Source organism: Streptomyces sp. NPDC046887 (assembly GCF_040644755.1).
Classification (GTDB): Bacteria; Actinomycetota; Actinomycetes; order Streptomycetales; family Streptomycetaceae; genus Streptomyces; species Streptomyces lichenis.
This window is the reverse complement of sequence record NZ_JBEYXH010000008.1, coordinates 195,489-218,007: the sequence shown is the minus strand read 5'-3', so window position 1 is coordinate 218,007 and position 22,519 is coordinate 195,489. Positions and strand designations below refer to the sequence as shown.

Annotated in this window: 22 protein-coding genes; 10 read left to right on the top strand and 12 right to left on the bottom strand. The window is 73.0% G+C overall.

Annotation, left to right across the window (positions count from 1 at the left end; translation table 11 throughout):
* Positions 1 to 178 precede the first annotated feature (178 nt).
* A complete protein-coding gene (locus ABZ945_RS11490) occupies positions 179 to 340 on the bottom strand; it encodes a hypothetical protein (protein ID WP_361267087.1) in 162 nt (53 codons plus the stop codon).
* Positions 341 to 446: 106 nt separating this feature from the next.
* Here ABZ945_RS11490 and ABZ945_RS11485 point away from each other — a divergent pair, with 106 nt between their 5' ends.
* Entirely contained in the window at positions 447 to 1,568 is a 1,122-nt protein-coding gene (locus tag ABZ945_RS11485) for a DUF5937 family protein (RefSeq protein WP_361267149.1), read from the top strand.
* A gap of 20 nt (positions 1,569 to 1,588) precedes the next feature.
* Here the strand turns inward: ABZ945_RS11485 and ABZ945_RS11480 are convergent, their stop codons facing one another.
* From ABZ945_RS11480 to ABZ945_RS11470, 3 genes are read right to left on the bottom strand one after another with little or no spacing between them, the layout of a single operon-like run.
* Positions 1,589 to 2,194, bottom strand: coding sequence for an AAA family ATPase (locus tag ABZ945_RS11480; protein ID WP_361267085.1), 606 nt, complete (start codon positions 2,192 to 2,194; stop codon positions 1,589 to 1,591).
* A 4-nt stretch (positions 2,195 to 2,198) separates the two neighbouring features.
* Positions 2,199 to 2,924, bottom strand: a complete 726-nt coding sequence (locus ABZ945_RS11475) for a response regulator transcription factor (protein ID WP_361267083.1) — start codon at positions 2,922 to 2,924, stop codon at positions 2,199 to 2,201.
* Between the two features lie 33 nt (positions 2,925 to 2,957).
* Positions 2,958 to 4,157: a sensor histidine kinase gene (locus ABZ945_RS11470; protein ID WP_361267081.1), complete on the bottom strand. Its 1,200-nt coding sequence runs from the start codon at positions 4,155 to 4,157 to the stop codon at positions 2,958 to 2,960.
* Between the two features lie 402 nt (positions 4,158 to 4,559).
* Here ABZ945_RS11470 and ABZ945_RS11465 point away from each other — a divergent pair, with 402 nt between their 5' ends.
* Both ABZ945_RS11465 and ABZ945_RS11460 read left to right on the top strand, forming a co-directional pair.
* Entirely contained in the window at positions 4,560 to 5,555 is a 996-nt protein-coding gene (locus ABZ945_RS11465) for an SAM-dependent methyltransferase (protein WP_361267079.1), read from the top strand.
* A complete protein-coding gene (locus ABZ945_RS11460; RefSeq protein WP_361267077.1) occupies positions 5,539 to 6,720 on the top strand; it encodes an NADH-quinone oxidoreductase subunit D in 1,182 nt (393 codons plus the stop codon). Before ABZ945_RS11465 ends, ABZ945_RS11460 begins: the two co-directional genes overlap by 17 nt.
* 33 nt (positions 6,721 to 6,753) lie before the next feature.
* Here the strand turns inward: ABZ945_RS11460 and ABZ945_RS11455 are convergent, their stop codons facing one another.
* The 4 genes from ABZ945_RS11455 to ABZ945_RS11440 form a co-directional block, all read right to left on the bottom strand.
* Positions 6,754 to 8,118, bottom strand: a complete 1,365-nt coding sequence (locus ABZ945_RS11455; RefSeq protein WP_361267075.1) for a hypothetical protein — start codon at positions 8,116 to 8,118, stop codon at positions 6,754 to 6,756.
* A 139-nt stretch (positions 8,119 to 8,257) separates the two neighbouring features.
* Positions 8,258 to 9,244 (bottom strand): ABC transporter substrate-binding protein, encoded by a 987-nt coding sequence (locus ABZ945_RS11450; protein ID WP_361267073.1) that lies wholly within the window; start codon positions 9,242 to 9,244, stop codon positions 8,258 to 8,260.
* 32 nt (positions 9,245 to 9,276) lie between these two features.
* The gene (locus ABZ945_RS11445; RefSeq protein ID WP_361267071.1) at positions 9,277 to 10,053 is read right to left on the bottom strand and encodes an ABC transporter permease subunit; all 777 of its coding nucleotides are present in this window, start codon (positions 10,051 to 10,053) and stop codon (positions 9,277 to 9,279) included.
* Between the two features lie 3 nt (positions 10,054 to 10,056).
* Complete coding sequence (locus ABZ945_RS11440) at positions 10,057 to 10,842, bottom strand: ABC transporter permease (RefSeq protein WP_361267069.1); 786 nt, start codon at positions 10,840 to 10,842, stop codon at positions 10,057 to 10,059.
* 238 nt (positions 10,843 to 11,080) lie between these two features.
* On the opposite strand from ABZ945_RS11440, the gene ABZ945_RS11435 reads away from it, so the two are divergent.
* Entirely contained in the window at positions 11,081 to 12,220 is a 1,140-nt protein-coding gene (locus ABZ945_RS11435) for an ATP-binding cassette domain-containing protein (protein WP_361267067.1), read from the top strand.
* A 19-nt stretch (positions 12,221 to 12,239) separates the two neighbouring features.
* On the opposite strand, the gene ABZ945_RS11430 is transcribed toward ABZ945_RS11435, so the two are convergent.
* The gene (locus tag ABZ945_RS11430) at positions 12,240 to 13,355 is read right to left on the bottom strand and encodes an alpha/beta hydrolase-fold protein (RefSeq protein ID WP_361267147.1); all 1,116 of its coding nucleotides are present in this window, start codon (positions 13,353 to 13,355) and stop codon (positions 12,240 to 12,242) included.
* Positions 13,356 to 13,669: 314 nt separating this feature from the next.
* On the opposite strand from ABZ945_RS11430, the gene ABZ945_RS11425 reads away from it, so the two are divergent.
* The 6 genes from ABZ945_RS11425 (at position 13,670) to ABZ945_RS11400 (ending at position 18,581) form a co-directional block, all read left to right on the top strand.
* Positions 13,670 to 15,517, top strand: coding sequence for a phosphatidylglycerol lysyltransferase domain-containing protein (locus ABZ945_RS11425; RefSeq protein ID WP_361267065.1), 1,848 nt, complete (start codon positions 13,670 to 13,672; stop codon positions 15,515 to 15,517).
* 76 nt (positions 15,518 to 15,593) lie between these two features.
* Positions 15,594 to 16,457, top strand: a complete 864-nt coding sequence (gene folP, locus ABZ945_RS11420) for a dihydropteroate synthase (protein WP_361267063.1) — start codon at positions 15,594 to 15,596, stop codon at positions 16,455 to 16,457.
* Positions 16,454 to 16,915, top strand: coding sequence for a nuclear transport factor 2 family protein (locus ABZ945_RS11415; RefSeq protein ID WP_361267061.1), 462 nt, complete (start codon positions 16,454 to 16,456; stop codon positions 16,913 to 16,915). The genes folP and ABZ945_RS11415 overlap by 4 nt, the downstream gene beginning before the upstream one ends.
* Before the next feature lie 188 nt (positions 16,916 to 17,103).
* The gene (gene folB, locus ABZ945_RS11410) at positions 17,104 to 17,463 is read left to right on the top strand and encodes a dihydroneopterin aldolase (protein WP_256107457.1); all 360 of its coding nucleotides are present in this window, start codon (positions 17,104 to 17,106) and stop codon (positions 17,461 to 17,463) included.
* Positions 17,460 to 18,059 (top strand): 2-amino-4-hydroxy-6-hydroxymethyldihydropteridine diphosphokinase, encoded by a 600-nt coding sequence (gene folK, locus ABZ945_RS11405; protein ID WP_361267059.1) that lies wholly within the window; start codon positions 17,460 to 17,462, stop codon positions 18,057 to 18,059. Before folB ends, folK begins: the two co-directional genes overlap by 4 nt.
* A 42-nt stretch (positions 18,060 to 18,101) precedes the next feature.
* A complete protein-coding gene (locus ABZ945_RS11400) occupies positions 18,102 to 18,581 on the top strand; it encodes a DUF3180 domain-containing protein (RefSeq protein ID WP_361267057.1) in 480 nt (159 codons plus the stop codon).
* Positions 18,582 to 18,611: 30 nt separating this feature from the next.
* On the opposite strand, the gene ABZ945_RS11395 is transcribed toward ABZ945_RS11400, so the two are convergent.
* From ABZ945_RS11395 to ftsH, 3 genes are all read right to left on the bottom strand, one after another.
* Positions 18,612 to 19,604, bottom strand: coding sequence for a hypothetical protein (locus ABZ945_RS11395; protein ID WP_361267055.1), 993 nt, complete (start codon positions 19,602 to 19,604; stop codon positions 18,612 to 18,614).
* A gap of 75 nt (positions 19,605 to 19,679) precedes the next feature.
* Positions 19,680 to 20,285, bottom strand: coding sequence for a GTP cyclohydrolase I FolE (gene folE, locus ABZ945_RS11390; RefSeq protein WP_361267053.1), 606 nt, complete (start codon positions 20,283 to 20,285; stop codon positions 19,680 to 19,682).
* Between the two features lie 165 nt (positions 20,286 to 20,450).
* Positions 20,451 to 22,478 carry an ATP-dependent zinc metalloprotease FtsH gene (gene ftsH / locus ABZ945_RS11385; RefSeq protein ID WP_361267051.1) on the bottom strand — a complete coding sequence of 676 codons (2,028 nt, stop codon included), beginning with the start codon at positions 22,476 to 22,478 and terminating at the stop codon, positions 20,451 to 20,453.
* Positions 22,479 to 22,519 lie beyond the last annotated feature (41 nt).

Below are 22,519 nucleotides of genomic sequence, written 5' to 3'. Positions count from 1 at the left end.
GCGGGGGGCGGCACCGTCACGGGGAGCACGGGGCGGGGGTGCGCTGGGTGGGTTCACGCGTCGGGCGGCCTTCCGTTCCAGTCCGCGAGGGGTACCGGACGACTCCGGGTCCCCCGGCGTACCGGACCAACCCGGTCCGCCGGGATACCGGACGATTTCCCGCCATGCTACGCCAGCGTCACCGGCCGCCGGTTCCCTTCGGGGACCTCCCGCCGGGCGTGGAACGGTCGCTCTCCGAGCGCCGCGTACGGAGGGAGGCGCGGCCCGGCGGAGGCGGCGGCGGGGTGCCGTGCTGGAGTGCGCGGTAGGCGTCGATCATGTGCTGCTGGGTCGCGGTCATATCCGCCAGGCTGCGTCCGCCGGGCCGATGGACGCGCGCCGATTGACGAGGCGCGTCAATCGGCCACCGGCGCCGCGGCCGCGACCCGCACCATGGGGACGTGAGCGTGACCATCGACATCACCGGACTGCCGGCCGAGCGCATCGTCTTCGAGATCTCGCCCCTCGCCGAACTGGGCTGCGCCCTGCACGCGCTCGCCGAGCCGGGCCACCACCCGGGGCTGTCCGGCTGGGCCACCGCGACCGCCGCCGGGCTCAAGCCGGATCTGGCCGACCGGCTGCACGAGGCCGCCTTCCTCTGGACGACCACCTTCTCCGACGTCTTCCTGCCGTACGCCGGGATCCGCGGCGGCGACGGGCGGGCCGGGGCCACCCTGGCCGAGGACCTGGACATGCTGGACCGGCTGGACGAGGACCGGTTCCTGGGGGCGGCGCTGGAGTTCGTCTGCGCCTCCCCGTACGCGAACGGTGTCACCTCCTCCCGGCGGCGCGCGCTGGAGCTGGCCGCCAGCCGCGGGCCGAAGCAGCTGGACTTCACCCGGCGGCTGCTGGACGACCCGGCCGGGGTACGGGCCTGGCTGCGGCGGCTCTTCGAGGACTGCGAACGGGCCTTCTTCGCCGACACCTGGTGCCGGGTCGCGCCCGGGCTGGCCGCCGACGCACGGCACAAGACGGAGCTGCTGCGCCGCAAGGGGCTGGCGGAGGCGCTGGAGGACGTCTCACCGGCGGTGACCCTGGCGGAGGACGGCCCGTCCCGTACCCCCGAAGGGTCCTTCCGCCGGATCGAGGTGGACAAGCTGGTGGAGGGCACCACCACCGCCGTGGATCCGGTCGTCGGCGGCGGGGTGTCCTTCATCCCGAGCAGCTTCGGCTGGCCGCATCTGATGGTGCTGCACGCGCCCGGCTGGCGGCCGGTGGTGCACTACCCGGTCGGCTCGCCGCAGCTGGCCGGACCGGCCTCGGTGGAACTGCTGGAGCACCGGATGGAGGCGCTGGCCCACCCGATGCGGATGCGGCTCTGCCGGAAGCTGGCCCGGACCGCGTCCACCACCGGTGAGCTGGCCGAGACCTACGGCATCACCCCGCCGGAGGTGTCCCGGCACCTGGCCGTGCTCAAGCGGGCCCGGCTGGTCACCACCCGGCGGCGCGGCCGGTACGTACTGCACCAGCTGGACGTGGCGGCGGTGGCCCGGATCGGCAGCGACTTCCTGGAGACGGTGCTGCGCTGAAAGCCCCCGACCAGGGCCGCTCAGTCGAGGCGGATATGGGCCAGGCCCACGCGGATCCGGCGCAGCCGGTGCCGCAGCGGGCCGTCCCGGTTCGGCAACGGGGTCAGCCCGGCGGAGGCCGCGACCAGATCGGCGACCTGCGGCACGGTCAGCCGGTCGGTACGCACCTGCCGGGCGAACTCCGGCCCGCTCAGCCGCTCCAGGCAGTGGTCCAGCCGCCCCACGGCGAAGCTCTCCCGCTTCAGCCCGCGCCCGAGGCCGCGCTCGGTGAGCCTGCGCAGTACGGTCTCCCGCCGGGCGAGCAGGGCGAAGTGGTGCACCTCGTGGCCGGCCTCGCGCAGCCGCCCCACGGTCTCGGCGAGGTACGCCGGGTCGGTCACCGTCATCGGGACGACCACCGGCCCGTCCCGGTGGCCGCGCAGCACCGCGTCCAGCACCTCGTAGACGCCCTGCCGCCAGGCGGCCCAGTCCTGGAAGTCGCCGCGCAGCGCGGGCGGGGTCATCCGGTGCAGCCCGAAACCGAGGTGCTCCGGGTCGCAGACCACCGCGCCGGGCAGCCGCCGCCGCAACTCGTACGCGGTCTGGGTCTTTCCCCCGCCGAACGGGCCGTTCAGCCAGATCAGCACGGGGTCAGTACCCCGGACCGGTGCCGGGGGCCCGGCCGCCCTGCGCCCCGCCACCCTGCGCCCCGCCGCCGCCCGCGCGGACCAGCCCCGTCTCGTACGCCAGCACCACCACCTGCACCCGGTCGCGCAGCGACAGCTTGGTGAGGATGCGGCCGACGTGGGTCTTGACGGTGGCCTCGGAGAGCACCAGCCGGGCGGCGATCTCGCCGTTGGACAGGCCCTGGGCGACCAGCATCATCACCTCCCGCTCCCGCTCGGTCAGCCGGTCCAGCGCGGCGTTGCGCGGCTCGGAGCCGGTGGCGGGCAGCATCGGCGAGAAGCGGTCCAGCAGCCGGCGGGTCGTGGAGGGGGCGACCACCGCGTCCCCGCTGTGCACCGCGCGGATGGCGCTCAGCAGCTCGGCGGGCGGCACGTCCTTGAGCATGAACCCGCTCGCCCCGGCCTTCAGCCCGGAGAAGGCGTACTCGTCCAGGTCGAAGGTGGTCAGGATGAGCACCTTGGGAGCGGCCGGCTTGGCGCAGATCCGGCGGGTGGCCTCCACCCCGTCCAGCTTCGGCATGCGCACGTCCATCAGGACGACATCGACGGCGGTGGAGCGCAGGATCTCGATGGCCTCGGCGCCGTCGCCGGCCTGTGCGACGACCTCCATGTCCGGCTGGGCGGCGAGCACCATCCGGAAGCCGGCGCGCAGAAGCGCCTGATCGTCGACGAGCATCAATCGGATCGGCATGGCGGGAGCGGTCCTTACGGGGAGAGGGACGGGTCAGTTGGCGGGTTTCAGCGGGAGCAGGGCGCTGATCCGGAAGCCTCCGCCGGGGCGGGGTCCGGCGTCCAGGGTGCCGCCGACCATGCCGACCCGCTCGCGCATCCCGATGAGCCCGTGGCCGCGGCCGTCGGCGCCGCCGTCCTCGTACAGCTCGTGCGCGGCGCCCCGTCCGTCGTCCTCGACCAGCAGCCCCAGGCCGTCGTCGAAGTAGACCAGCCGGACGCTCGCCCCGACGTCCGGGCCGCCGTGCTTGCGGGTGTTGGTCAGCGCCTCCTGGACGATCCGGTACGCGGTCAGCTCCACCCCGCTGGGCAGCGGGCGGGGGGTGCCCTCGATCCTGAAGTCGACGCGCGTCCCGGCCTTGCGCACCTGCTCGACCAGGTCCTCGATCTGCTGGACGTCCGGCTGCGGCACGTAGTCCTCGGCGTCCTCGGGTTCGCCGGTGCGCAGGATGCCGAGCAGCCGCCGCATCTCGGCGAGCGCCTGGCGCCCGGTGCCCGAGATGGTCTCCAGCGCCTGCTTGGCGAGGTCGGGCGAGTTGTCCAGGACGTACGCGGCGCCGTCGGCCTGCACCACCATGACCGAGACGTTGTGGGCGACCACGTCGTGCAGCTCGCGGGCGATCCGGGCGCGCTCGGCGGCGACCGCGACCTTGGCCTGCGCCTCGCGCTCCTTCTCCAGCCGCCGGGCCCGCTCCTCCAGCTGCGCGAAGTACGCGCGCCGGGTGCGGATGGAGTCACCGAGCACCCAGGCGAGGACGAAGGGCACGGTCATCACCACGGTGAAGAACACCTGGCCGGCCGCGGAGGTGTTCTCCACCGGCCAGCGCACCTGCGCCAGCGGGGCCGCGCACACCCCGCCCACCAGGGCCAGCCGGGACGCCCAGCGCGGTCCGCCGTGCGCGGCGACCGTGTAGCTCACCACCAGCATGGCGAAGTCGGCCGGATTGACGGCCACGTCCGCGACCAGCTGGACCAGTCCCAGGGCCGTCACCAGGATCAGCACCTTCTCGGGTGCCCGGCGGCGCAGGGCCACGCTGAGGCTGAGCAGGACGACGACCGCCGCGGCGAGGGCCGTCGGCGCGGCCCCCTCCGGCACCTGGACCACCCACAGCAGCGAGAAACCCAGCAGCATCAGGGCCCAGAAGGTGTCGACACCCGTGGGGTGCCGGCGGAGGAAGTCGTAGAGGCGCTGCACGTGACCCAGCGTAGGCAAGCGCGGCCTCGGCCCGGGTCAACCGGAGGGTCGATCCGGTGCCGGGGACCCTACTCCGCAAGGTGGAGACTGGTGATCATGACGGATGACAGCGGTCGCCGAGGGCCGGGCCTGCCCTCCGGAGACAGTCCCGGGTCGGGGACGGGCACGGGTGGTCGGGAGCCGGGCCTGCCCTCTGGCGAGGACACGGGAGGACCTGGGCGGGCTCGGGACGGGTCCGGGTCGGGGACGGGTGAGCCGAGCCCGCGCGGCCGGGACGCAGGCGGGGTCGGGCACGATCTCGGGCGGGGGCAGGGCGGCCAGCACGGAGACCGGGCGGAGGCGGTTGCGGACGCGGACGGCCCCGGGGCGGGACGCAGTAGATCCGGGTGGCGGGGCTGGCGGGTGGCTGCCGAGGCGGCGCTGTACGGGCCGGGCGGCTTCTACCTCCGCCCGGAGGGGCCGGCCGGGCACTTCCGTACCTCGGTGCACGCCTCCCCGCTGTTCGCCGCGGCCGTGGCCCGGCTGCTGGTGCGGGTGGCGGACGGACTGGGCGGCGACCGGGTCGACCTGGTGGACGTGGGCGCCGGGCGCGGGGAGCTGGCCGCCGGGGTGCTGCGCGCCCTGGACGCGGGGGGCGGCCCTGGTCAGAGGCTCCACGTACGCGTGTACGCGGTGGAGCGGGCCGCCCGGCCGCCCGGGCTGGACCCCCGGGTGGAGTGGACCGGCGACCTCCCCCAGGGCGTACGCGGGCTGCTGTTCGCCAACGAGTGGCTGGACAACGTCCCGCTGGACGTGGCCGAGGCGGACGCCGACGGCGTCCCCCGCCATGTCGAGGTGGCCCCGGACGGGCGGGAGCGGCCGGGCGCCCCGGTGGCCGGCGTGGACGCCGAGTGGCTGGCCCGCTGGTGGCCGCTTGCCGGGCCGGGCACCCGGGCCGAGATCGGCAGGCCGCGGGACGAGGCCTGGGCGGCCGCGGTCGGCTCGCTGGCGGCGGGCCTGGCGGTGGCGGTGGACTACGGGCACCTGGCCGGGGCGCGACCCCCGTTCGGGACGCTCACCGGCTTCCGGGACGGCCGCGAGGTGGCGCCGGTCCCGGACGGGCGGTGCGACCTGACCGCGCATGTGGCGATGGACGCCTGCGCGGCGGCCGGCTCCCGAGGCTCGGCCGCCGCCCCCGAACTGCTCTCCCAGCGCGAGATGCTGCACCGCCTGGGGGTGGACGCCGCCCGCCCCCCGCTCGCCCTGGCGAGCAGCGACCCGGCCGGCTACGTCCGCGCCCTGGCCCGGGCCGGTGAGGCTGCCGAGCTCACCGCCCGGGGCGGCCTCGGCGACTTCCTCTGGCTCCTCCAGCGGGTCGGCCGGGCAGGGGATACTGGCGGGCATGACGCAGCGCACTGAGCCGGGAACGGCACCGGGAGCGGTCCGGGAGACCACCGTCGGCGTCGGCGGTGCGGCGGAGAGCACCGACATGGTGCTCAACATCGGCCCCCAGCACCCCTCCACCCACGGGGTGCTCCGGCTGCGCCTGGTGCTGGACGGCGAGCTGATCAAGCACGCCGAGCCGGTCGTCGGCTATATGCACCGCGGTGCGGAGAAGCTGTTCGAGGCCCGGGACTACCGGCAGATCATCATGCTGGCCAACCGGCACGACTGGCTCTCGGCGTTCTCCAACGAGCTGGGCGTGGTGATGGCCGTGGAGCGGATGCTCGGCATGGAGGTGCCCGAGCGCGCGGTGTGGACGCGCACCCTGCTCGCCGAGCTGAACCGGGTGCTCAACCATCTGATGTTCCTCGGCTCGTATCCGCTCGAACTGGGCGGTATCACCCCGATCTTCCACGCCTTCCGGGAGCGGGAGGACCTCCAGCAGGTGATGGAGGAGGTCTCCGGCGGGCGGATGCACTACATGTTCAACCGGGTCGGCGGGCTGAAGGAGGACCTGCCCGCCGGCTGGCTGGGGCGGGCCCGGGCGGCCATCGCCGAGGTGCGCTCCCGGATGGACGTCTACGACCGGCTGGTGCTCGGCAACGAGATCTTCCGCGGCCGCACCCGGGGCGTGGGCGTACTCCCGCCGGAGGCCGTGCACGCGTACGGGGTGAGCGGGCCGATCGCCCGCGCCTCCGGCGTCGACTTCGACCTGCGCCGCGACGAGCCGTATCTGGCGTACGGGGAACTGGCCGACACCCTGGAGGTGGTGGTCCGCGAGGAGGGTGACTGCCTGGCCCGCTTCGAGTGCCTGCTGAGCCAGACGCACAACGCGCTGGCGCTGGCCGACGCCTGCCTGGACCGGATCGCCGAGCTGCCGCCCGGACCGATCAACCAGCGGCTGCCCAAGGTGCTGAAGGCCCCCGAGGGCCACACCTACGCCTGGACCGAGAACCCGCTCGGCATCAACGGCTACTACCTGGTGTCCAAGGGCGAGAAGACCCCCTACCGGCTCAAGCTCCGCTCGGCCTCCTACAACAACATCCAGGCCCTGACCACACTGCTGCCCGGCACCCTGGTCGCCGACATGGTCGCCATCCTGGGCTCGTTCTTCTTCGTCGTCGGCGACATCGACAAGTAGCCCGCGGCCCGCGGGGCCTTCCCGCTCGTCCCGTCAGCCGACCGCGTTGCGGCGCAGCCCCACCACGTCGATCTGCTCGGTCTCGTCGTGGGCGGTGAGGTCGATGACCTTGCCCACCGCCCGCCGCTCCGGTCCGCGCCGCGCCTGGTGGTGGGCGAGCGCCTCCTCGCCGACCACGTCGGCCAGGTCCTCGTCCTCACCGACGGAGGCCGCGCCGGTGTCCTTGACGGCGCCCGGACCCGCACCCGTACCGGTGTCCGTGGCCGTGCCGCCGCTCGCGCCCCCTTCCGCCCCGCTCCCGGCCCCGGTACCGCCGTCGGGCTGCCCCGGCCCCGCGCCGAAGAAGTCGAACCCGCCCTGGAGCCGGGGCACCGGGCCACGCCGGCGGGCAGGCACGATGGCCGCCGCCGGCGGAACCGCCCTCATCCCGCCGCCCGGGCCGCCCTTCCCAGGACCGCCCGCGCCCGGACCGCCCGTCCCGGCACCGCCCTTCCCGGAGCCGTCCGCCACCGGGCCGTCTTTCCCACGGCCGACTGTCCCCGCACCGCCCTTCCCGGGGCCGTCCGTCACCGGGCTGTCCGACCAGGGCCCACCAGCGTCCGGGGCGTGCGTCCCGGCGACCGCCACCTCACCACCGCCGACCGCCCCGGCCGCCCCAACCGAAGCCGCCTTCCGCCCCGCCGCATCCACACCCGAGCCCTCGCGCTTCACCGCATCCGCACCGGCACCCGAGCCCGTGTCCGTGTCCGCGCCCTCGCGGGCCGCCGGGCCCGCATCCGCACCCTCCGCCTCCCGGGCCGCCTCCTGCGTGGCGGCGTTCCGGGTCAGTTCGGCGAGGGCGCGGGCCGCCTGGCGGTAGGCGTTCGCGGTCGGGGTGGAGCGGGCCGCCGGGAGCGCCGGAAGCCCGGCCGAGGCGCCGGAGCCCGCCGGGGCGTCCGGCGCGGCGGCCTCCAGGGCGAGTTGGCGCCGGCCCTCCAGGGCGCTGGCGCGCTCGGTCTCGGCGGTCGCGTACCGGCGCAGCAGCTCCGCGTGCTCGTTGCGCAGCCCGGCCAGCTCCACCCGCTTGGTGCGGAGTTTGGCGTCCAGCTTGGCGCGCAGCTCGCGGGACTCCTCCAGGTCGGTCTCCAGCTCGGCGATCCGCTCCTCGGTGCGCCACTGGTCGCCGGCCCGCGCCCGGGTGAGCTCGGCGACCCGGCGCCCGGCGGCCCGGTCCCAACCGCGCATCAGCACCGCCCCGGTGACCGCCGCGGCGGCCGCGGCCGCGGCCAGCAGCCGCAGGACCAGCGGATCCGTCGGCAGCCAGGCGGCCGCCGCGCTCAGGACGGCCGCTCCCGCCACCGCGGAGGGCGGCAGAAGCCTGTGCAGGGGTGGGGAATGGCGGTGGCGTCCACGTGGCATGGCCTGAAATTTACCGTGCGTAGACGGTGAATGACATGTCCGCAAGGGAAAGTTCAGGCCTCGTTACCCGCAGTCCACCGGATCCCGCCACACCCCGCCGCGGGCCCGACCGGACCTCATACCCGCGGCATTCCGGTGGCTAACCGCCTATCAGCTTCTTCTCCTCCAGGTAGGCCTTCGCCACATCGGCGGGCTTGGCCCGCTCGGCGTCCACCTTCCGGTTCAGTTCGACCAGGTCCTCGGTGGTCAGCGTCTTGGTGATCTTGCCCAGGGCCGCGGCTATCTCCGCCGAACCGGCATCCTTGGCATTGACCACCGGCAGCACGTTGTCGGCGTTCTGGAGCTTCTTGTCGTCCTCAAGGAGCACCAGCCCGAACTGCTCCAGGGTGGCGTCCGTGGTGGTGGTCAGCACCAGCTGGGCGGCGCCGTCCTTGACCGCCTGCTTGGACGGCACGGTGCCGACGCCCTTGGCGTCGATGCCCGCGACGTCGATGCCGTAGGTCTTCTCCAGGCCGGGCGCGCAGAAGGGGCGGATCGCGCACTCGTCACCGGCCGCGATCTTGACCTTGAGCTTCCGGGCACCGAGGTCGGAAAGCGTCTTGAGCTTGTTCTTCTCGGCGTAATCCTTGGTGACGGCGAAGGCGTTCTGGTCGACCGCGTCACCGGCCGGCAGCACCTTCAGCCCGCGCGGTTCGGCGAGCTTCTCCAGGGCGTCCACGGTGGCGTTCACCTCGCTGGAGGCGACCGGCTTCTCCTGGGCCTGCTTCGGCCCGTTGACCTTCGCGTTGAGGAATTCGGCGAGCGTGGCCGCGTATTCCGGAACGACGTCGATGTCCCCCTTCTCCAGGGACGGTTCGTACAGTTCGCGGTTCTCCACGGTCTTGATGGAGGTGCCGTATCCGGCGTCCTTGAGGACCTGCGCGTACAGCTCGGCGAGCACATTGGCCTCGGTGAAGCCGCCCGAGCCGACGACCAGCGAGCCCTTGCCCCCGTCCTTGCCGGAGGAGCCCGACGACCCGCCGGAGGAACCGCGGTCCTCCAGGCTGTCGCCCCCGCAGGCGGCGAGCCCGCCGGTCAGCGCCACCACGGCCAGCGCCGCTCCCGCCATACGTGCGGTTCTGCTCATGTCGTTCTCTCCGTCTGTCTCGTCCAGTGGTGTTACGTCATGGCGCGGGCGGCGGCGGCCGGATCCACCGGCCCCGGCGATCCCGCCAACCCCGCCGACCCCGGCGACCCGGTCGACCCCGGCGACCCCGCCGACCGGCTCCGGCGGGTGGCGCGCATCGGGTCGCACAACCGGCCCACCAGCACCAGCGCACCCTCGGCGGCCAGTGCCAACGCACCCACCACGAGCGCGCCCGCCACCACCTGCCCGGTGTCACTGGTGTTGAACCCGGCCGTGATGATCCGGCCCAGCCCGCCCCCTCCGGCCATCGCGGCCAGCGTCGCGGTGGCGATCACCTGCACCGTCGCCGAGCGCAGCCCGATGAGCACCAGCGGGTACGCCAGCGGGAGTTCGACCCGGCGGAAGACCTGGCCGCCCGACATCCCCATCCCGCGGGCCGCCTCCACCACCGAGCGGTCCACCTCGCGCATCCCCACATAGGCGTTGGTCAGCAGCGGCGGCACCGCGAACAGCACCAGCGCGATGATGGTGGGCAGGTCCCCGTGGCGGCCGAGCGGGGTGAGCGTCAGCAGCACCAGCACCGCCAGCGTGGGCACCGCCCGCCCCACGTTCGAGATGTTGACCGCCAGGGCGCCGCCGCGGCCGATATGCCCCAGCCACAGCGCCAGCGGGAGGGCGATCAGGCAGGAGGCCAGCAGGCACACCCCGCTGAACCACAGGTGCTCCACCAGCCGGGCGGTCACCCCGCTCTCACCCTGCCAGTTGGCCCCGGTCGTCAGCCACGTCCAGGCATCGGCCACCGCGCCCATCGCTCAGCCCGCCTCCTTGCGTATTCGGGCACCGCTTCCGGCGCCGCTCGCCGCCTGATCGCGGCCATCGCCCCCCGCGCCGCGACCGGCGCCCGCCCGACCTCGGCCACCGCCGGCCGGGCGGCTGCTGGTGCGGGTCCACGGGGTCAGCAGCCGCTGCAGCCCGAGCAGCAGCAGGTCGGCGGCGACCGCCAGCAGCACACAGAGCACCGAGGCGGTCAGTACCTGCGCCTTGAAGTAGCTCTTCAGCCCGGTGGTGATCAGGGTGCCGAGGCCGCCGTAGTCCACCAGGGCGCCGACCGTGGTCAGCGCCACCGTGGAGACCGTGGCCATCCGCACCCCGGCCAGCACCGCGGGCAGCGCCAGCGGCAGCTCGACCTCCCACAGCAGCCGCGCGGGCCCGTACCCCATCCCGCGGGCGGCCTCCCGGGCCTCCTCCGGCACCGCGGCCAGCCCGGCCAGGATGTTCCGTACCAGGATGGTCAGCGAGTACAGCACCAGTCCGGTGACCACCAGCGCGGCGGACAGCCCGAACAGCGGCAGCAGCAGCGAGAACATGGCCAGCGAGGGGATCGCGTACAGCACGGTCGTCAGCCCCAGCACCGGGGCGGCGAACCTCGGCCGGGCCCGCACCAGCAGGGCCAGCGGGAAGGCCACCACCAGTCCGAGCAGCACCGACACCACCGTGATCCAGACGTGCTGGAGCGTGGCGTCGGTCAACTCCGACGCGCGCGAGCGCAGATACGCGCCGCAGATCCACTCGTTGGCCACCAGGCATCCGGCGCCCATCCGCCCTCACCTCCCCCGTCCCCGCGAACCGTCCCTCACATGGTTCTCGTATGCCGCTTTCCGTACCGCGTTCGAGCCGCCCTCCGGGCCGCGTTTCGAGCCGCAGTTCGATCCGCCACCGACCCTAACCCCCACCACTGACAATCACCGATGCCCGTCCGCCGACCGGCCACACCACGAAACACGGCCTTCACAAACGACTGGTTCGAACCGGCGTACGTCGGGCCACAATGGCCGCATGATCCGATTCGAGCACGTCACGAAGCGCTACCCGGACGGCACGACCGCCGTGGACGACCTGTCCTTCGAGGTGGCCGAGGGCGAACTCGTCACGCTCGTCGGGCCGTCCGGCTGCGGCAAGACCACCACCATGAAGATGGTCAACCGGCTGATCGACCCGACCGAGGGCCGTATCGAGGTCGACGGGCGCGACATCGCCGCCGAGGACCCCGTGGAACTGCGCCGCCGGATCGGCTATGTCATCCAGCAGGTCGGCCTCTTCCCGCACCGGACCGTCCTGGACAACACCGCCACCGTCCCCCACCTCCTCGGGGTCAAGCGCGCCACCGCCCGCGCCCGCGCCGCCGAACTCCTCGAACTGGTCGGCCTGGACCCGTCCGTGCACGGCGAGCGCTACCCCCACCAGCTCTCCGGCGGCCAGCGCCAGCGGGTCGGGGTGGCCCGGGCGCTCGCCGCCGACCCGCCCGTCCTGCTCATGGACGAGCCCTTCGGCGCGGTCGACCCGGTGGTCCGCGAACACCTGCAGAACGAGTTCCTCCGCCTCCAGTCCGAGGTGCGCAAGACCGTGCTCTTCGTCACCCACGACATCGAGGAGGCGGTCCGGCTCGGCGACCGGATCGCGGTCTACGGGGAGGGGCGGATCGAGCAGTTCGACGCCCCCGCCACCGTGCTGGGCGCGCCCGCCTCCCCCTATGTCGCCGACTTCGTGGGCGCCGACCGGGGGCTGAAGCGGCTCTCCGTCACCCCCATCGAACCGGGCGACCTTGAGACCCCGCCGGTGGTCCACCTCGACGACACCCTGCCCCGCGACCTCGGCGCCCGCTGGGCCGTGGTGCTGGACGGCGACGACCAGCTACACGGCTGGATATCGGCCGAGCAGGCCGCCCTGGGCGGCGCGGTGCGCGAGCACGCCCGCCGGATGGAGGCCTGGCTTCCGGTCGGCGCCTCGCTGAAGCAGGCCTTCGCCACGATGCTCCAGCATGACGCCGGATGGATCGCCGTCCTCGACCCGGCCGCCCGCAACCGCTTCCTCGGCGTCCTCACCCCCGCCCGGCTGCACGAGGCGCTGCGCCGCTCCACCGCCGCCGACGCCAAGGCCATCGCCCGCGCCGAGGCCGATGTGCAGACGGTCGGCTGACCGCCCCGTACACCGTTCGTCACCCGGCCGAGAGCCGCCCACCCAGCCACTCCAGCGCGGGCGGGACCTCGCGCCGCCAGGTGGTGAAGTTGTGGCCGCCGCTGTCCAGGATGATCGAGGAGACCCGGGCGGGCGGCCGCACCCGGGCGATGAAGTCCAGGGTCGCCGCCCGCTGGGACTCGCCCTCACGGGAGGTCGTCACCAGGAACGAGGAGCGCGGCGCCCGCCCCGGTGCGTGGTGGTCCAGGCTCCACAGCAGATCGGCCCGGTTGCGCAACCGCTGGTCGCCGCCGAAGAGATCGCCGGTGGTCACGTCCTCCGGCGCCCGGTAGTGGGCGGACAGACCGGCCCCGGCCGCGTACCGCTCCGGATGGTGCATCGCGATCTTGAGCGCGCAGTAGCCGCCGGTGGAGTTCCCGATGATCCCCCAGCTCCGGGCCGCCGCGCCGACCCGGTACGCCGAGGAGACGGCCCTCGGCAGATCCCGGCCGAAGAAGGTCTCGGTACGCGGCCCGCCCGGCACATCCACACACTCGGTGTCCCTCGGCGGCGCCACCGTGGGCCGCGTCATCACTAGCACCATCGGCTCCATCCGCCCCTCCCGCACCAGGCGGTACGCGGTACGGGGATAGTCCAGCCCCGTGATCAGGCTCTCCGCGGTGCCCGGATACCCGGCCAGCACCACGGCCGCCGGGAAGTCCCGCCCCCGGTGCCCCGCACGGACGTACTCCGGCGGCAGATACACCAGCGCCGGGCTCGCGATCCCCGACTCCCCGCCGGACACCGCGATCTTCTCGATCCGCCCGCCCGGAGCGCCCGGCGCGTCCTGGCGGCCCAGCACCCGCACCGAGCCCGCGCCCGCGCCCCGGCCCGCCGAGTGGTCCACCACCACACCCGGCTGCTGCTCCCGGCCCAGCAGATCGGCCCAGGACCCGTAGAAGAGGAACGTCCGGTTCGCGGCCAGCGCCACCACCGCGAACAGCGCGAGCTGCACCGCCGCCAGCAGCCCGACCCGGCCCAGCACCGGGAGCGGCCCCCGCCCGGCCAGCCGTGGCCAACGCCACACCGTCACCGCGAACAGCGCCCCGGCGGCCGACACCGCCGCCCACAGCACCGTTGCGCTGGTCAACCCCAGGTCCATGGCGGTTCCGCTCCCGTCCGTCCACCCGACGCGACCTGCGCGTCTTCCGGCCGCCACCGAGGATTTCCCGGCGCCCGATGAACCCGCCCCCCGCCCCGCTCGTCCTCATGGATGCCGGCCCGGTCCGCGGCAGTAACCGGCCGGAACGGCGCCCGGGCCCCTGTCCACAAGGGCAGCATGGCCTCTGTCCGCAGAGGCAGCACGGCCCCTGTCCGCAGGGGCAGGGCCACAGCCTCTGTCCACAGAGGTGCCGCAGCCTCCGCACACCGAGGCTGCGAACCACTTGAACGCGAAAGTCACGGGAAGCGATGTCTGTCACGGTAGATGGGGACAAGTCCGGATCGGTTCCGGGCCGGATACGCCGGATGCTGCGCGGTCCGCGCCCGGAGAAGGTGCCCACCCTCGTCGGCACGGCCTGCACCTTCATCGGCCTGATCGACATCGCGGCCGGAGCCTTCCCGCGCTTCCGCGCCAGCCGGATGCACGCCCTCGCCGAGGTGCTGCCCGGCACCCTCGGCCCCCTGTCCGCGGCCCTCGCGGTCAGCGTCGGCGTCCTGCTGCTCCTGCTCGCCCACGGCCTCAAGCGCCGCAAGCGCCGGGCCTGGCGGGCGGCGGTCGTCCTGCTGCCCGCCGGGGCGCTCGCCCAGTTCGCCTACCGCCACTCGCTCATCGGGGTGCTGCTGCCGCTGCTGCTGCTCGCCCTGCTGCTGCGCCACCGCGGCGAGTTCGCCGCACTGCCCGACCCGCGCAGCCGATGGCGAGCTCTCGCCAACTTCGTCCTGATGGGCGCCGGTTCTCTTATGCTCGGACTGGCGATCGTCAGCGCCCACCCCCGCAAGACGATCGGCGACCCCAGCCTCAGCGACCGGCTGGAGCATGTGCTGTACGGCCTGTTCGGCTTCGAGGGCCCGGTCGGCTACCGCGGCAACGTGGACTGGACGGTCGGCTACTCCCTCGGCGCCCTCGGCCTGCTCACCGCCATCACCACCATCTACCTCGCCTTCCGTCCCGAGCACCCGGTGGCCCGGCTCACCACCGACGACGAGGAGCGGCTGCGCGCCCTGCTGGACAAGCACGGCGGCCGCGACTCGCTGGGCCACTTCGCGCTGCGCCGGGACAAGGCCGTGGTCTTCTCCCCCAGCGGCAAGGCCGCCGTCTGCTACCGGGTGGTCAACGGGGTGATGCTCGCCGGCGGAGACCCCATCGGCGATGTGGAGGCCTGGCCCGGCGCGATCGAGCGGTTCATGGACGAGGCCACCGCGCACTCCTGGACCCCCGCCGTGATGGGCTGCTCGGAGACCGGCGGCGAGGTGTGGACCCGGGAGACCGGACTGGACGCCCTGGAGCTCGGCGACGAGGCGGTGGTGGACGTCGCGGATTTCTCCCTCAGCGGGCGCGCCATGCGCAACGTCCGCCAGATGGTCAAGCGCATCGAACGCAACGGCTATGAGACCCGGGTACGCCGGGTCCGCGACCTCTCCGACGGCGAGCTGGCGCGGATCCGGCGCGCCGCCGCGGACTGGCGCGGCACCGACACCGAACGCGGCTTCTCCATGGCGCTCGGCCGGATCGGCGACGCGGCCGACGGCGACGCGGTCATCGCCACCGCCCACCGCGCCGAGGACACCACCGGCGGCGGCCAGACCGAGAAGGGCACCCACGGCGACCTGAAGGCGATCATCCACTTCGTCCCCTGGGGCCCCGACGGCATGTCCCTGGAACTGATGCGGCGCGACCGCTCGGCCGACCCCGGGATGAACGAACTGCTGATCACCGCCGCACTCCAGGCCGCACCCGCCCTCGGCGTGCAGCGGGTCTCGCTCAACTTCGCCATGTTCCGCTCCGCCCTGGCCCGCGGCGAGAAGCTCGGCGCCGGACCGGTACTGCGGATGTGGCGCGGGCTGCTGGTCTTCCTCTCCCGCTGGTTCCAGATCGAGTCGCTGTACAAGTTCAACGCCAAGTTCCAGCCCCGCTGGGAGCCCCGCTTCGTGGTCTACCGCACCACCCGCGAACTGCCCCGCATCGGACTGGCCGCGATGCGCGCCGAGGGATTCGTCAACGTCGGACTCCCCGGACTGCTGACCCGCCGCCGCCCGACCACCCCCTGCCCCCACCACACCCTCCGCGAGACCACCCACGAGGTACGCGCCGCCTGACCGCCACCGGCCCCCGGCGGCCGCCAGGCCCACGACCGACCGGGTCCGCCCCTCCCCACGGTTCTAGGCTGTGTCCATGACTATCTCGCGCGGACGGGGCACGGTCCGGGGACTGCCGGAGTGGGACCGCTGTGCGGTCATGGGAGTCGTCAACGTGACCCCCGACTCCTTCTCCGACGGCGGCCGCTGGTTCGACACCGGCGCCGCCGTCAAACACGGCCTCGAACTGGTCGCCCAAGGCGCCGACCTGGTCGACGTCGGCGGCGAGTCCACCCGCCCCGGCGCCCCCCGGGTCGACGAGGACGAGGAACTGCGCCGCGTCCTGCCCGTCGTCCGCGGCCTGGCCGCCGAAGGCGCGGTCGTCTCCGTGGACACCATGCGCGCCTCGGTCGCCCGCAAGGCCGTCGAGGCCGGCGCCGTCCTGGTCAACGACGTCAGCGGCGGCGCCGCCGACCCCCAGATGGTGCCCTCGGTCGCCGCCGCCGGAGTCCCCTTCGTCGTCATGCACTGGCGCGGCTTCAGCGACACCATGAACAGCCTCGCCGTCTACGAGGACGTGGTCGCCGAGGTCACCACCGAGCTCCGCCGGCGGATGGACGCCGTGGTCTCCGGCGGCATCGACCCCGAACTCGTCCTCATCGACCCCGGCCTCGGCTTCGCCAAGAACGCCGAACACGACCTCGCCCTCCTCGCCCACCTCCCCGAGCTGCGCGCCCTCGGCCGCCCCCTGCTGGTCGCCGCCTCCCGCAAGCGGTTCCTCGGCCGGGTGCTGGCCCGCGACGGCGGCGCCACCGTGCCGCCCGCCCGCGAGCGCGACGCCGCCACCGCCGCGGTCTCCGCCCTCGCCGCCCACGAGGGCGCCTGGGCGGTACGCGTCCACGAGGTCCGCGCCACCGCCGACGCGGTACGGGTCGCCCGGGCCGTCGAGGGCGCCCGGTGAGCGGCGCCGGCACCGAGACCGAGGCCGTCGAGCAGGCCAACACCGCCTTCTACGAGGCCATGGAGCGCGGCGACTTCGACACCCTCTCCGACCTCTGGCTGGACGCCGGACACGGCGAGATCTCCTGCGTCCACCCCGGCTGGCCCGTACTCACCGGCCGCGGCGAGGTACTCCGCTCGTACGCCCTGATCATGGCCAACACCGAGTACATCCAGTTCTTCCTGACCGACGTCCGGGTGTCCCTGGCCGGTGACACCGCACTGGTCACCTGCACCGAGAACATCCTCAGCGGCGGGCCCGCCGAGGAGGGCGACGACCTCGGCCCGCTCGTCGGCCAGCTGGTGGTCGCCACCAATGTGTTCCGCCGCACACCCGAGGGCTGGCGGGTCTGGTCCCACCACGGCTCCCCCGTTCTGGCCGAAAGCAGCGGTGACGAGGCCGAGGAGACCGGCTCCTAGCGGGTAGGGACCGGGTAGGAGCCGCTACGGGAGCGGCCCCCATACGGGCCCCCGGCCCTCCCGCCCGCCCCACCCGGGGCCCGTGCGCCGACCCTGTCAGTGCCCGCAGGTAGATTCGACGGGTGGCACCGGGGCCGACCGCACCCGGCGCGGTGCCCACCGGACCAACGACAGCAGGAGTGATTCGCGTGGATCGTGTCGCGCTGCGCGGCCTCAAGGCCCGCGGGCACCATGGCGTCTTCCCCCGGGAGCGCGAAGAGGGCCAGACGTTCATCGTCGACCTGGTGCTCGGTCTCGACACCCGCCCCGCCGCCGCCGACGACGACCTGGCGAAGACCGTGCACTACGGGATCGTGGCCGAAGAGGTCGTGGACGTCGTCCAGGGCGAACCGGTCGACCTGATCGAGACACTCGCCGAGCGCATCGCCCAGCAGTGCCTCAAGCACGAGGGAGTCCAGGAGGTGGAGGTCGTCGTACACAAGCCGGACGCCCCGATCACCGTGCCCTTCGACGACGTCACCATCACCATCACCCGGAGCCGCGCATGAACCCCACGCCCAGCGACCCCACCGTCCAGCCGGTGCCCGCCGCCGTGACGGCCCAGGTCGACGCCGCCGACTCCACCCTCAGCAACCCCCGTCGCGCGGTCATCGCCCTCGGCGCCAACCTCGGCAACCGCCTGGAGACCCTCCAGGGCGCCATCGACGCCCTCGAAGACACCCCCGGCGTACGGGTCAAAGCCGTCTCCCCGGTCTACGAGACCGAGCCCTGGGGCGTCGACCCGGCCTCCCAGCCCTCCTACTTCAACGCCGTCATCGTGGTGAAGACCACCCTCCCCCCGGCGTCCCTCCTGGAGCGCGCACACGCCGTCGAGGAGGCCTTCCACCGGGTCCGCGACGAACGCTGGGGCGCCCGCACCATCGACGTCGACATCGTCTCGTACGCCGACGTGGTCTCCGACGACCCGGTGCTCACCCTCCCCCACCCCCGCGCCCACCAGCGCGCCTTCGTCCTCGCCCCCTGGCACGACGTCGACCCCGAGGCACAGCTCCCCGGCGCCGGCCCCGTCGCCGACCTGCTCACCACCGTCGGCCGCGACGGCATCGCCCCGCGCGCCGACCTGGAACTGCGCCTGCCCGAGTAGCGTTGGAGTGATCGACCCGACCACGACGACGAGGAACCACCGGTGAAGCAACTGCGGCTGAAGGTACTGGTCGGCGTGTTCGCCGTGGCCGGAATCCTGTCCTGGGGCGGGGCCCGGCTCTGGGAGTCGTTCGGCACCCTGCCGAGCGTCCCCCTGGCCGCGCCCATCGTGCTGGCGGTGATCGCCGTCGTGCTGACCGCCACCGCCCTCTCCCTCCGCTCCCGGCTCCGCGCCCAACGCGAACGCCTCCCGGACGCCAAGGGCGTGGAGCCGATGATGGCCGCCCGCGCCGTCGTCTTCGGCCAGGCCAGCGCCCTGGTCGCGGCCCTGGTCGGCGGTATGTACGGCGGCACCGGCGTCTTCCTGCTCGGCTCCCTGGACATCCCCGCCCGCCGCGACCAGGCCATCTACGCCGGCTTCTCCGTCCTCGCCGCCGCCGCCGTCATCGCCGCCGCCTTCTTCCTGGAGCGCGTCTGCAAGCTCCCGGAAGACGAGGACGACCAGACCGCCCCGGCGGCCTGACCAGGGCCAGCCCGCCGGGCACGCCATCGGTCAGCCGTCCTGGCGGGCCAGATGCCCGTTCACCAGGAAGGTGGGGTGCGGGTCCAGCCGGTAGGCGTAGAACGTGAACGGCTTGGTGCCTAGCGCGGGGCGCGGGCGGACCTCGTGGACGCGGACCCAGCCGGACTCCGGCGGATCGATCCGGTGGTGCTCCGGGACGAAGGTGCCCCGGTTCGCCCAGCGGTCCGTGACCACCAGTGCCGAGGCGGCGCCGCGCCGGTTGGGTGTGAAGCGGGCTCCGATGATCCGGGCCAGCTCGGCCAGAAACGGCACGTTGGCACTGACGAGCGTCCGCCCGTGCCAGCGCTTGTGGCGGAAGCCGTCTCCATCCGCGTAACCGTCGAGGAAGGCCGCGAAGGTCTCCATGTCCCGGAGGACCACGCGAGGGAACCGCTGGCGCATGTGATGGGCGTCGCCGCCCACGTAGTGCCGCATCGCGTCGGCGAGATAGGACGAGACCACCCGCACCCGGTAGCCGGGCACGTCCCTACGGAGATACCCGGACGGCCTGCTGACGGCCTCCAGCCGGGCGTCCAGCCCGGTACAGGCCGTCAGAGCGGTCGCGTACCGAGCGGCGAACTCCTCGTCGTTCACGATCAGCGACACATAGTTCTTCCCCACGGTCCCGTCGGCGCAGGTGGCGCCGACGAGGTACCCGAACGCCTCGCCGGGCCGGATCGGGAACCGCACACGGCACAGCTTCCGGGCCGGCGTCCACGCCACCGTCGCTCCTGCCGTCTCCCGCGCGGGCGTCCAGCCGTCCGGGGTGGCGAGCAGCAGGTCCGGGGCGGCGAGGAAGGTCAGGTGGTCGGTCACCACCTCCACCGCGTCCCGCCCCTTGACCGCGTCCACGGCGGTCACCGTCGTCCGTACGGCACGGTCTCCGTCGAGCGTCCAGAGACGCTGTCCGGGGACGACCGCCTTCGCCCGGGCCGTCCCCTCCACCGTGCTGACCATCTGCTTGCTGGGCAAGCCGTATCCCATACCGATCCCCCTCGATCAGTGATCTTGCGATCTGCCTGATCGAGGACGGTACGGAGCACTTCGGGGGCTTCGCCCCTATCGTGCCAATATCAGGGACATGGCCTCGGAACGTGTAGTAGCGTCACGCAGTTGGCCACGTACCGCCGAGGTGGTGGTCTTGGCGCCGGGCTTGCGGATGCCGCGCACCGACATGCACATGTGCTCCGCCTCGATGACGACGATGGCTCCACGTGCTTCCAGTATTCGCATCAGCGAATCTGCGATTTGCGTTGTCAGCCGTTCCTGGACCTGCGGACGACGAGCGAAGACGTCCACCAAACGCGCCAACTTGCTCAGACCAGTGATTTTGCCGCTGTCGGCCGGGATGTACCCCACGTGCGCGACACCATGAAACGGCAGGAGATGATGTTCACAGAAGCTTACAACTTCGATGTCCTTGACCAGGACCATCTCGTCGTGCCCCAGGTCGAACGTCGTCGTCAGCACGTCCTCCGGGTCCATCCGCATCCCCGCGAGCATCTCGCGGTAGGCGCGGGCCACCCGGGCCGGGGTCTCCCGCAGGCCCTCGCGGTCCGGGTCCTCGCCGACCGCGATGAGGAGTTCGCGTACGGCGTTCTCGGCCCGCTTCTCGTCGAACTCGCCGATCGTGCCCTCGCCGTCCAGCGTCACCGGGTCGGTCATCTGTGCCTCGTTCCGTGTTGCCGTGAGCGCACGTGGTCGTGCGTGTGCTCCGCCTGAGCCGGGCGGACGCGCCCGCCCTCGGCGTCTACGCGAACGCCGCGCCCCCCAGGCTAGAACCTGGGGGGCGCGGCGTGCATTCCGGGTGTCCGGCCGACCGGGTGGGCCTCAGGCCTCCGGGCGCTCCTCGGGCACCGGGTCGGGCGAGGGGGTCGCCTTCGCGGTGTCGATGGCGGCGGCCGCGGAGCCGCCGGCGCCGTTGGTGAGGGCCAGCTCCTTGGGGGAGAGGACCGGGGGCCGGGTGGACGGAGTGCGGCGGGAGGAGCCGGTCCACGCGGGGCGGGCCGGGCGCTTGGTGATGGTGGCGAAGATCTCGGCGATCTCCTCCTTGCCCAGCGTCTCCTTCTCCAGCAGCGCGAGGACGAGGTTGTCCAGGACGTCGCGGTTCTCGACCAGGATCTCCCAGGCCTCGTTGTGCGCCGTCTCGATGAGCTTCTTGACCTCTTCGTCCACCAGCGCGGCGACCTCTTCCGAGTAGTCGCGCTGGTGCGCCATCTCGCGGCCGAGGAAGGGCTCGGTGTTGTCGCCGCCGAACTTGATGGCGCCGAGCCGCTCGGTCATGCCGTACTGGGTGACCATCGCGCGGGCCGTGGCGGTGGCCTTCTCGATGTCGTTGGCGGCGCCGGTGGTCGGGTCGTGGAAGACCAGTTCCTCGGCCGCCCGGCCGCCCAGCATGTAGGCGAGCTGGTCGAGCATCTCGTTGCGGGTGGTCGAGTACTTGTCCTCGTCGGGCAGGACCATGGTGTAGCCCAGGGCCCGGCCGCGGGAGAGGATGGTGATCTTGTGGACCGGGTCGGAGTTGGGTGAGGCCGCCGCGACCAGGGCGTGTCCGCCCTCGTGGTACGCGGTGATCTTCTTCTCCTTGTCCGACATGATCCGGGTCCGCTTCTGCGGGCCCGCGACCACGCGGTCGATCGCCTCGTCCAGCATGTGGTTGTCGATGAGCTTCTTGTCGCTGCGCGCGGTGAGCAGCGCGGCTTCGTTGAGCACGTTCGACAGGTCGGCGCCGGTGAAGCCGGGGGTGCGGCGGGCGACGGCCGAGAGGTCGACGTCCGGGGCGACCGGCTTGCCCTTCTGGTGGACCTTGAGGATCTCCAGCCGGCCCTGCATGTCCGGGCGGTCGACGGCGATCTGCCGGTCGAAGCGGCCGGGGCGCAGCAGCGCCGGGTCGAGGATGTCGGGCCGGTTGGTGGCGGCGATCAGGATGACGCCGCCCTTGACGTCAAAGCCGTCCATCTCGACCAGGAGCTGGTTGAGGGTCTGCTCGCGCTCGTCGTGGCCGCCGCCGAGGCCGGCGCCGCGGTGGCGTCCGACGGCGTCGATCTCATCGACGAAGACGATGGCGGGGGCGTTGGCCTTGGCCTGTTCGAAGAGGTCGCGCACCCGGGAGGCGCCGACGCCGACGAACATCTCGACGAAGTCGGAGCCGGAGATCGAGTAGAACGGCACCCCGGCCTCGCCGGCGACGGCGCGGGCCAGCAGGGTCTTGCCGGTGCCGGGCGGGCCGTAGAGGAGCACGCCCTTGGGGATCTTGGCGCCGACGGCCTGGAACTTGGCGGGCTCCTGGAGGAACTCCTTGATCTCGTGGAGCTCCTCGACGGCCTCGTCGGATCCGGCGACGTCGGAGAAGGTGGTCTTGGGGGTGTCCTTGGTGATCAGCTTGGCCTTGGACTTCCCGAAGTTCATCACTCGGGAGCCGCCGCCCTGCATCTGGTTCATCAGGAACAGGAAGACCACGACGATCAGGACGAAGGGCAGCAGCGAGAGCAGGACCGAGAGGAACGGGCTCTGCTTGGACGGCGACACCGTGTAGCCCTTCTCGATGTCACCGGCCTCGTACTTCTGCTGCAGGGTGGCGGCGAGGTCGGCGCCCTGGCTGCCGATGTAGCTCGCCTGGATCTTGTCGCTGTCGCCGACCTTCTGGCCGTCCTTGAGGTCGACCTTGATCATCTGTTCGTCGCCGGTGGTCAGTTTGACCTGGTCGACCTGGTTCTTGTCGATCGCCTGGACGACCTGGCCGGTGTCCACCGTCTTGTAGCCGCCCGACGAGCCGACGACCTGCATCAGTACGACCACGGCGAGGACGGCCAGCACGATCCACATGACCGGCCCACGGAAGTATCGCTTCACGTCCATCCATACGAGGCGGTGACGCCCCGTCCCTCCTGCCCGTAGGT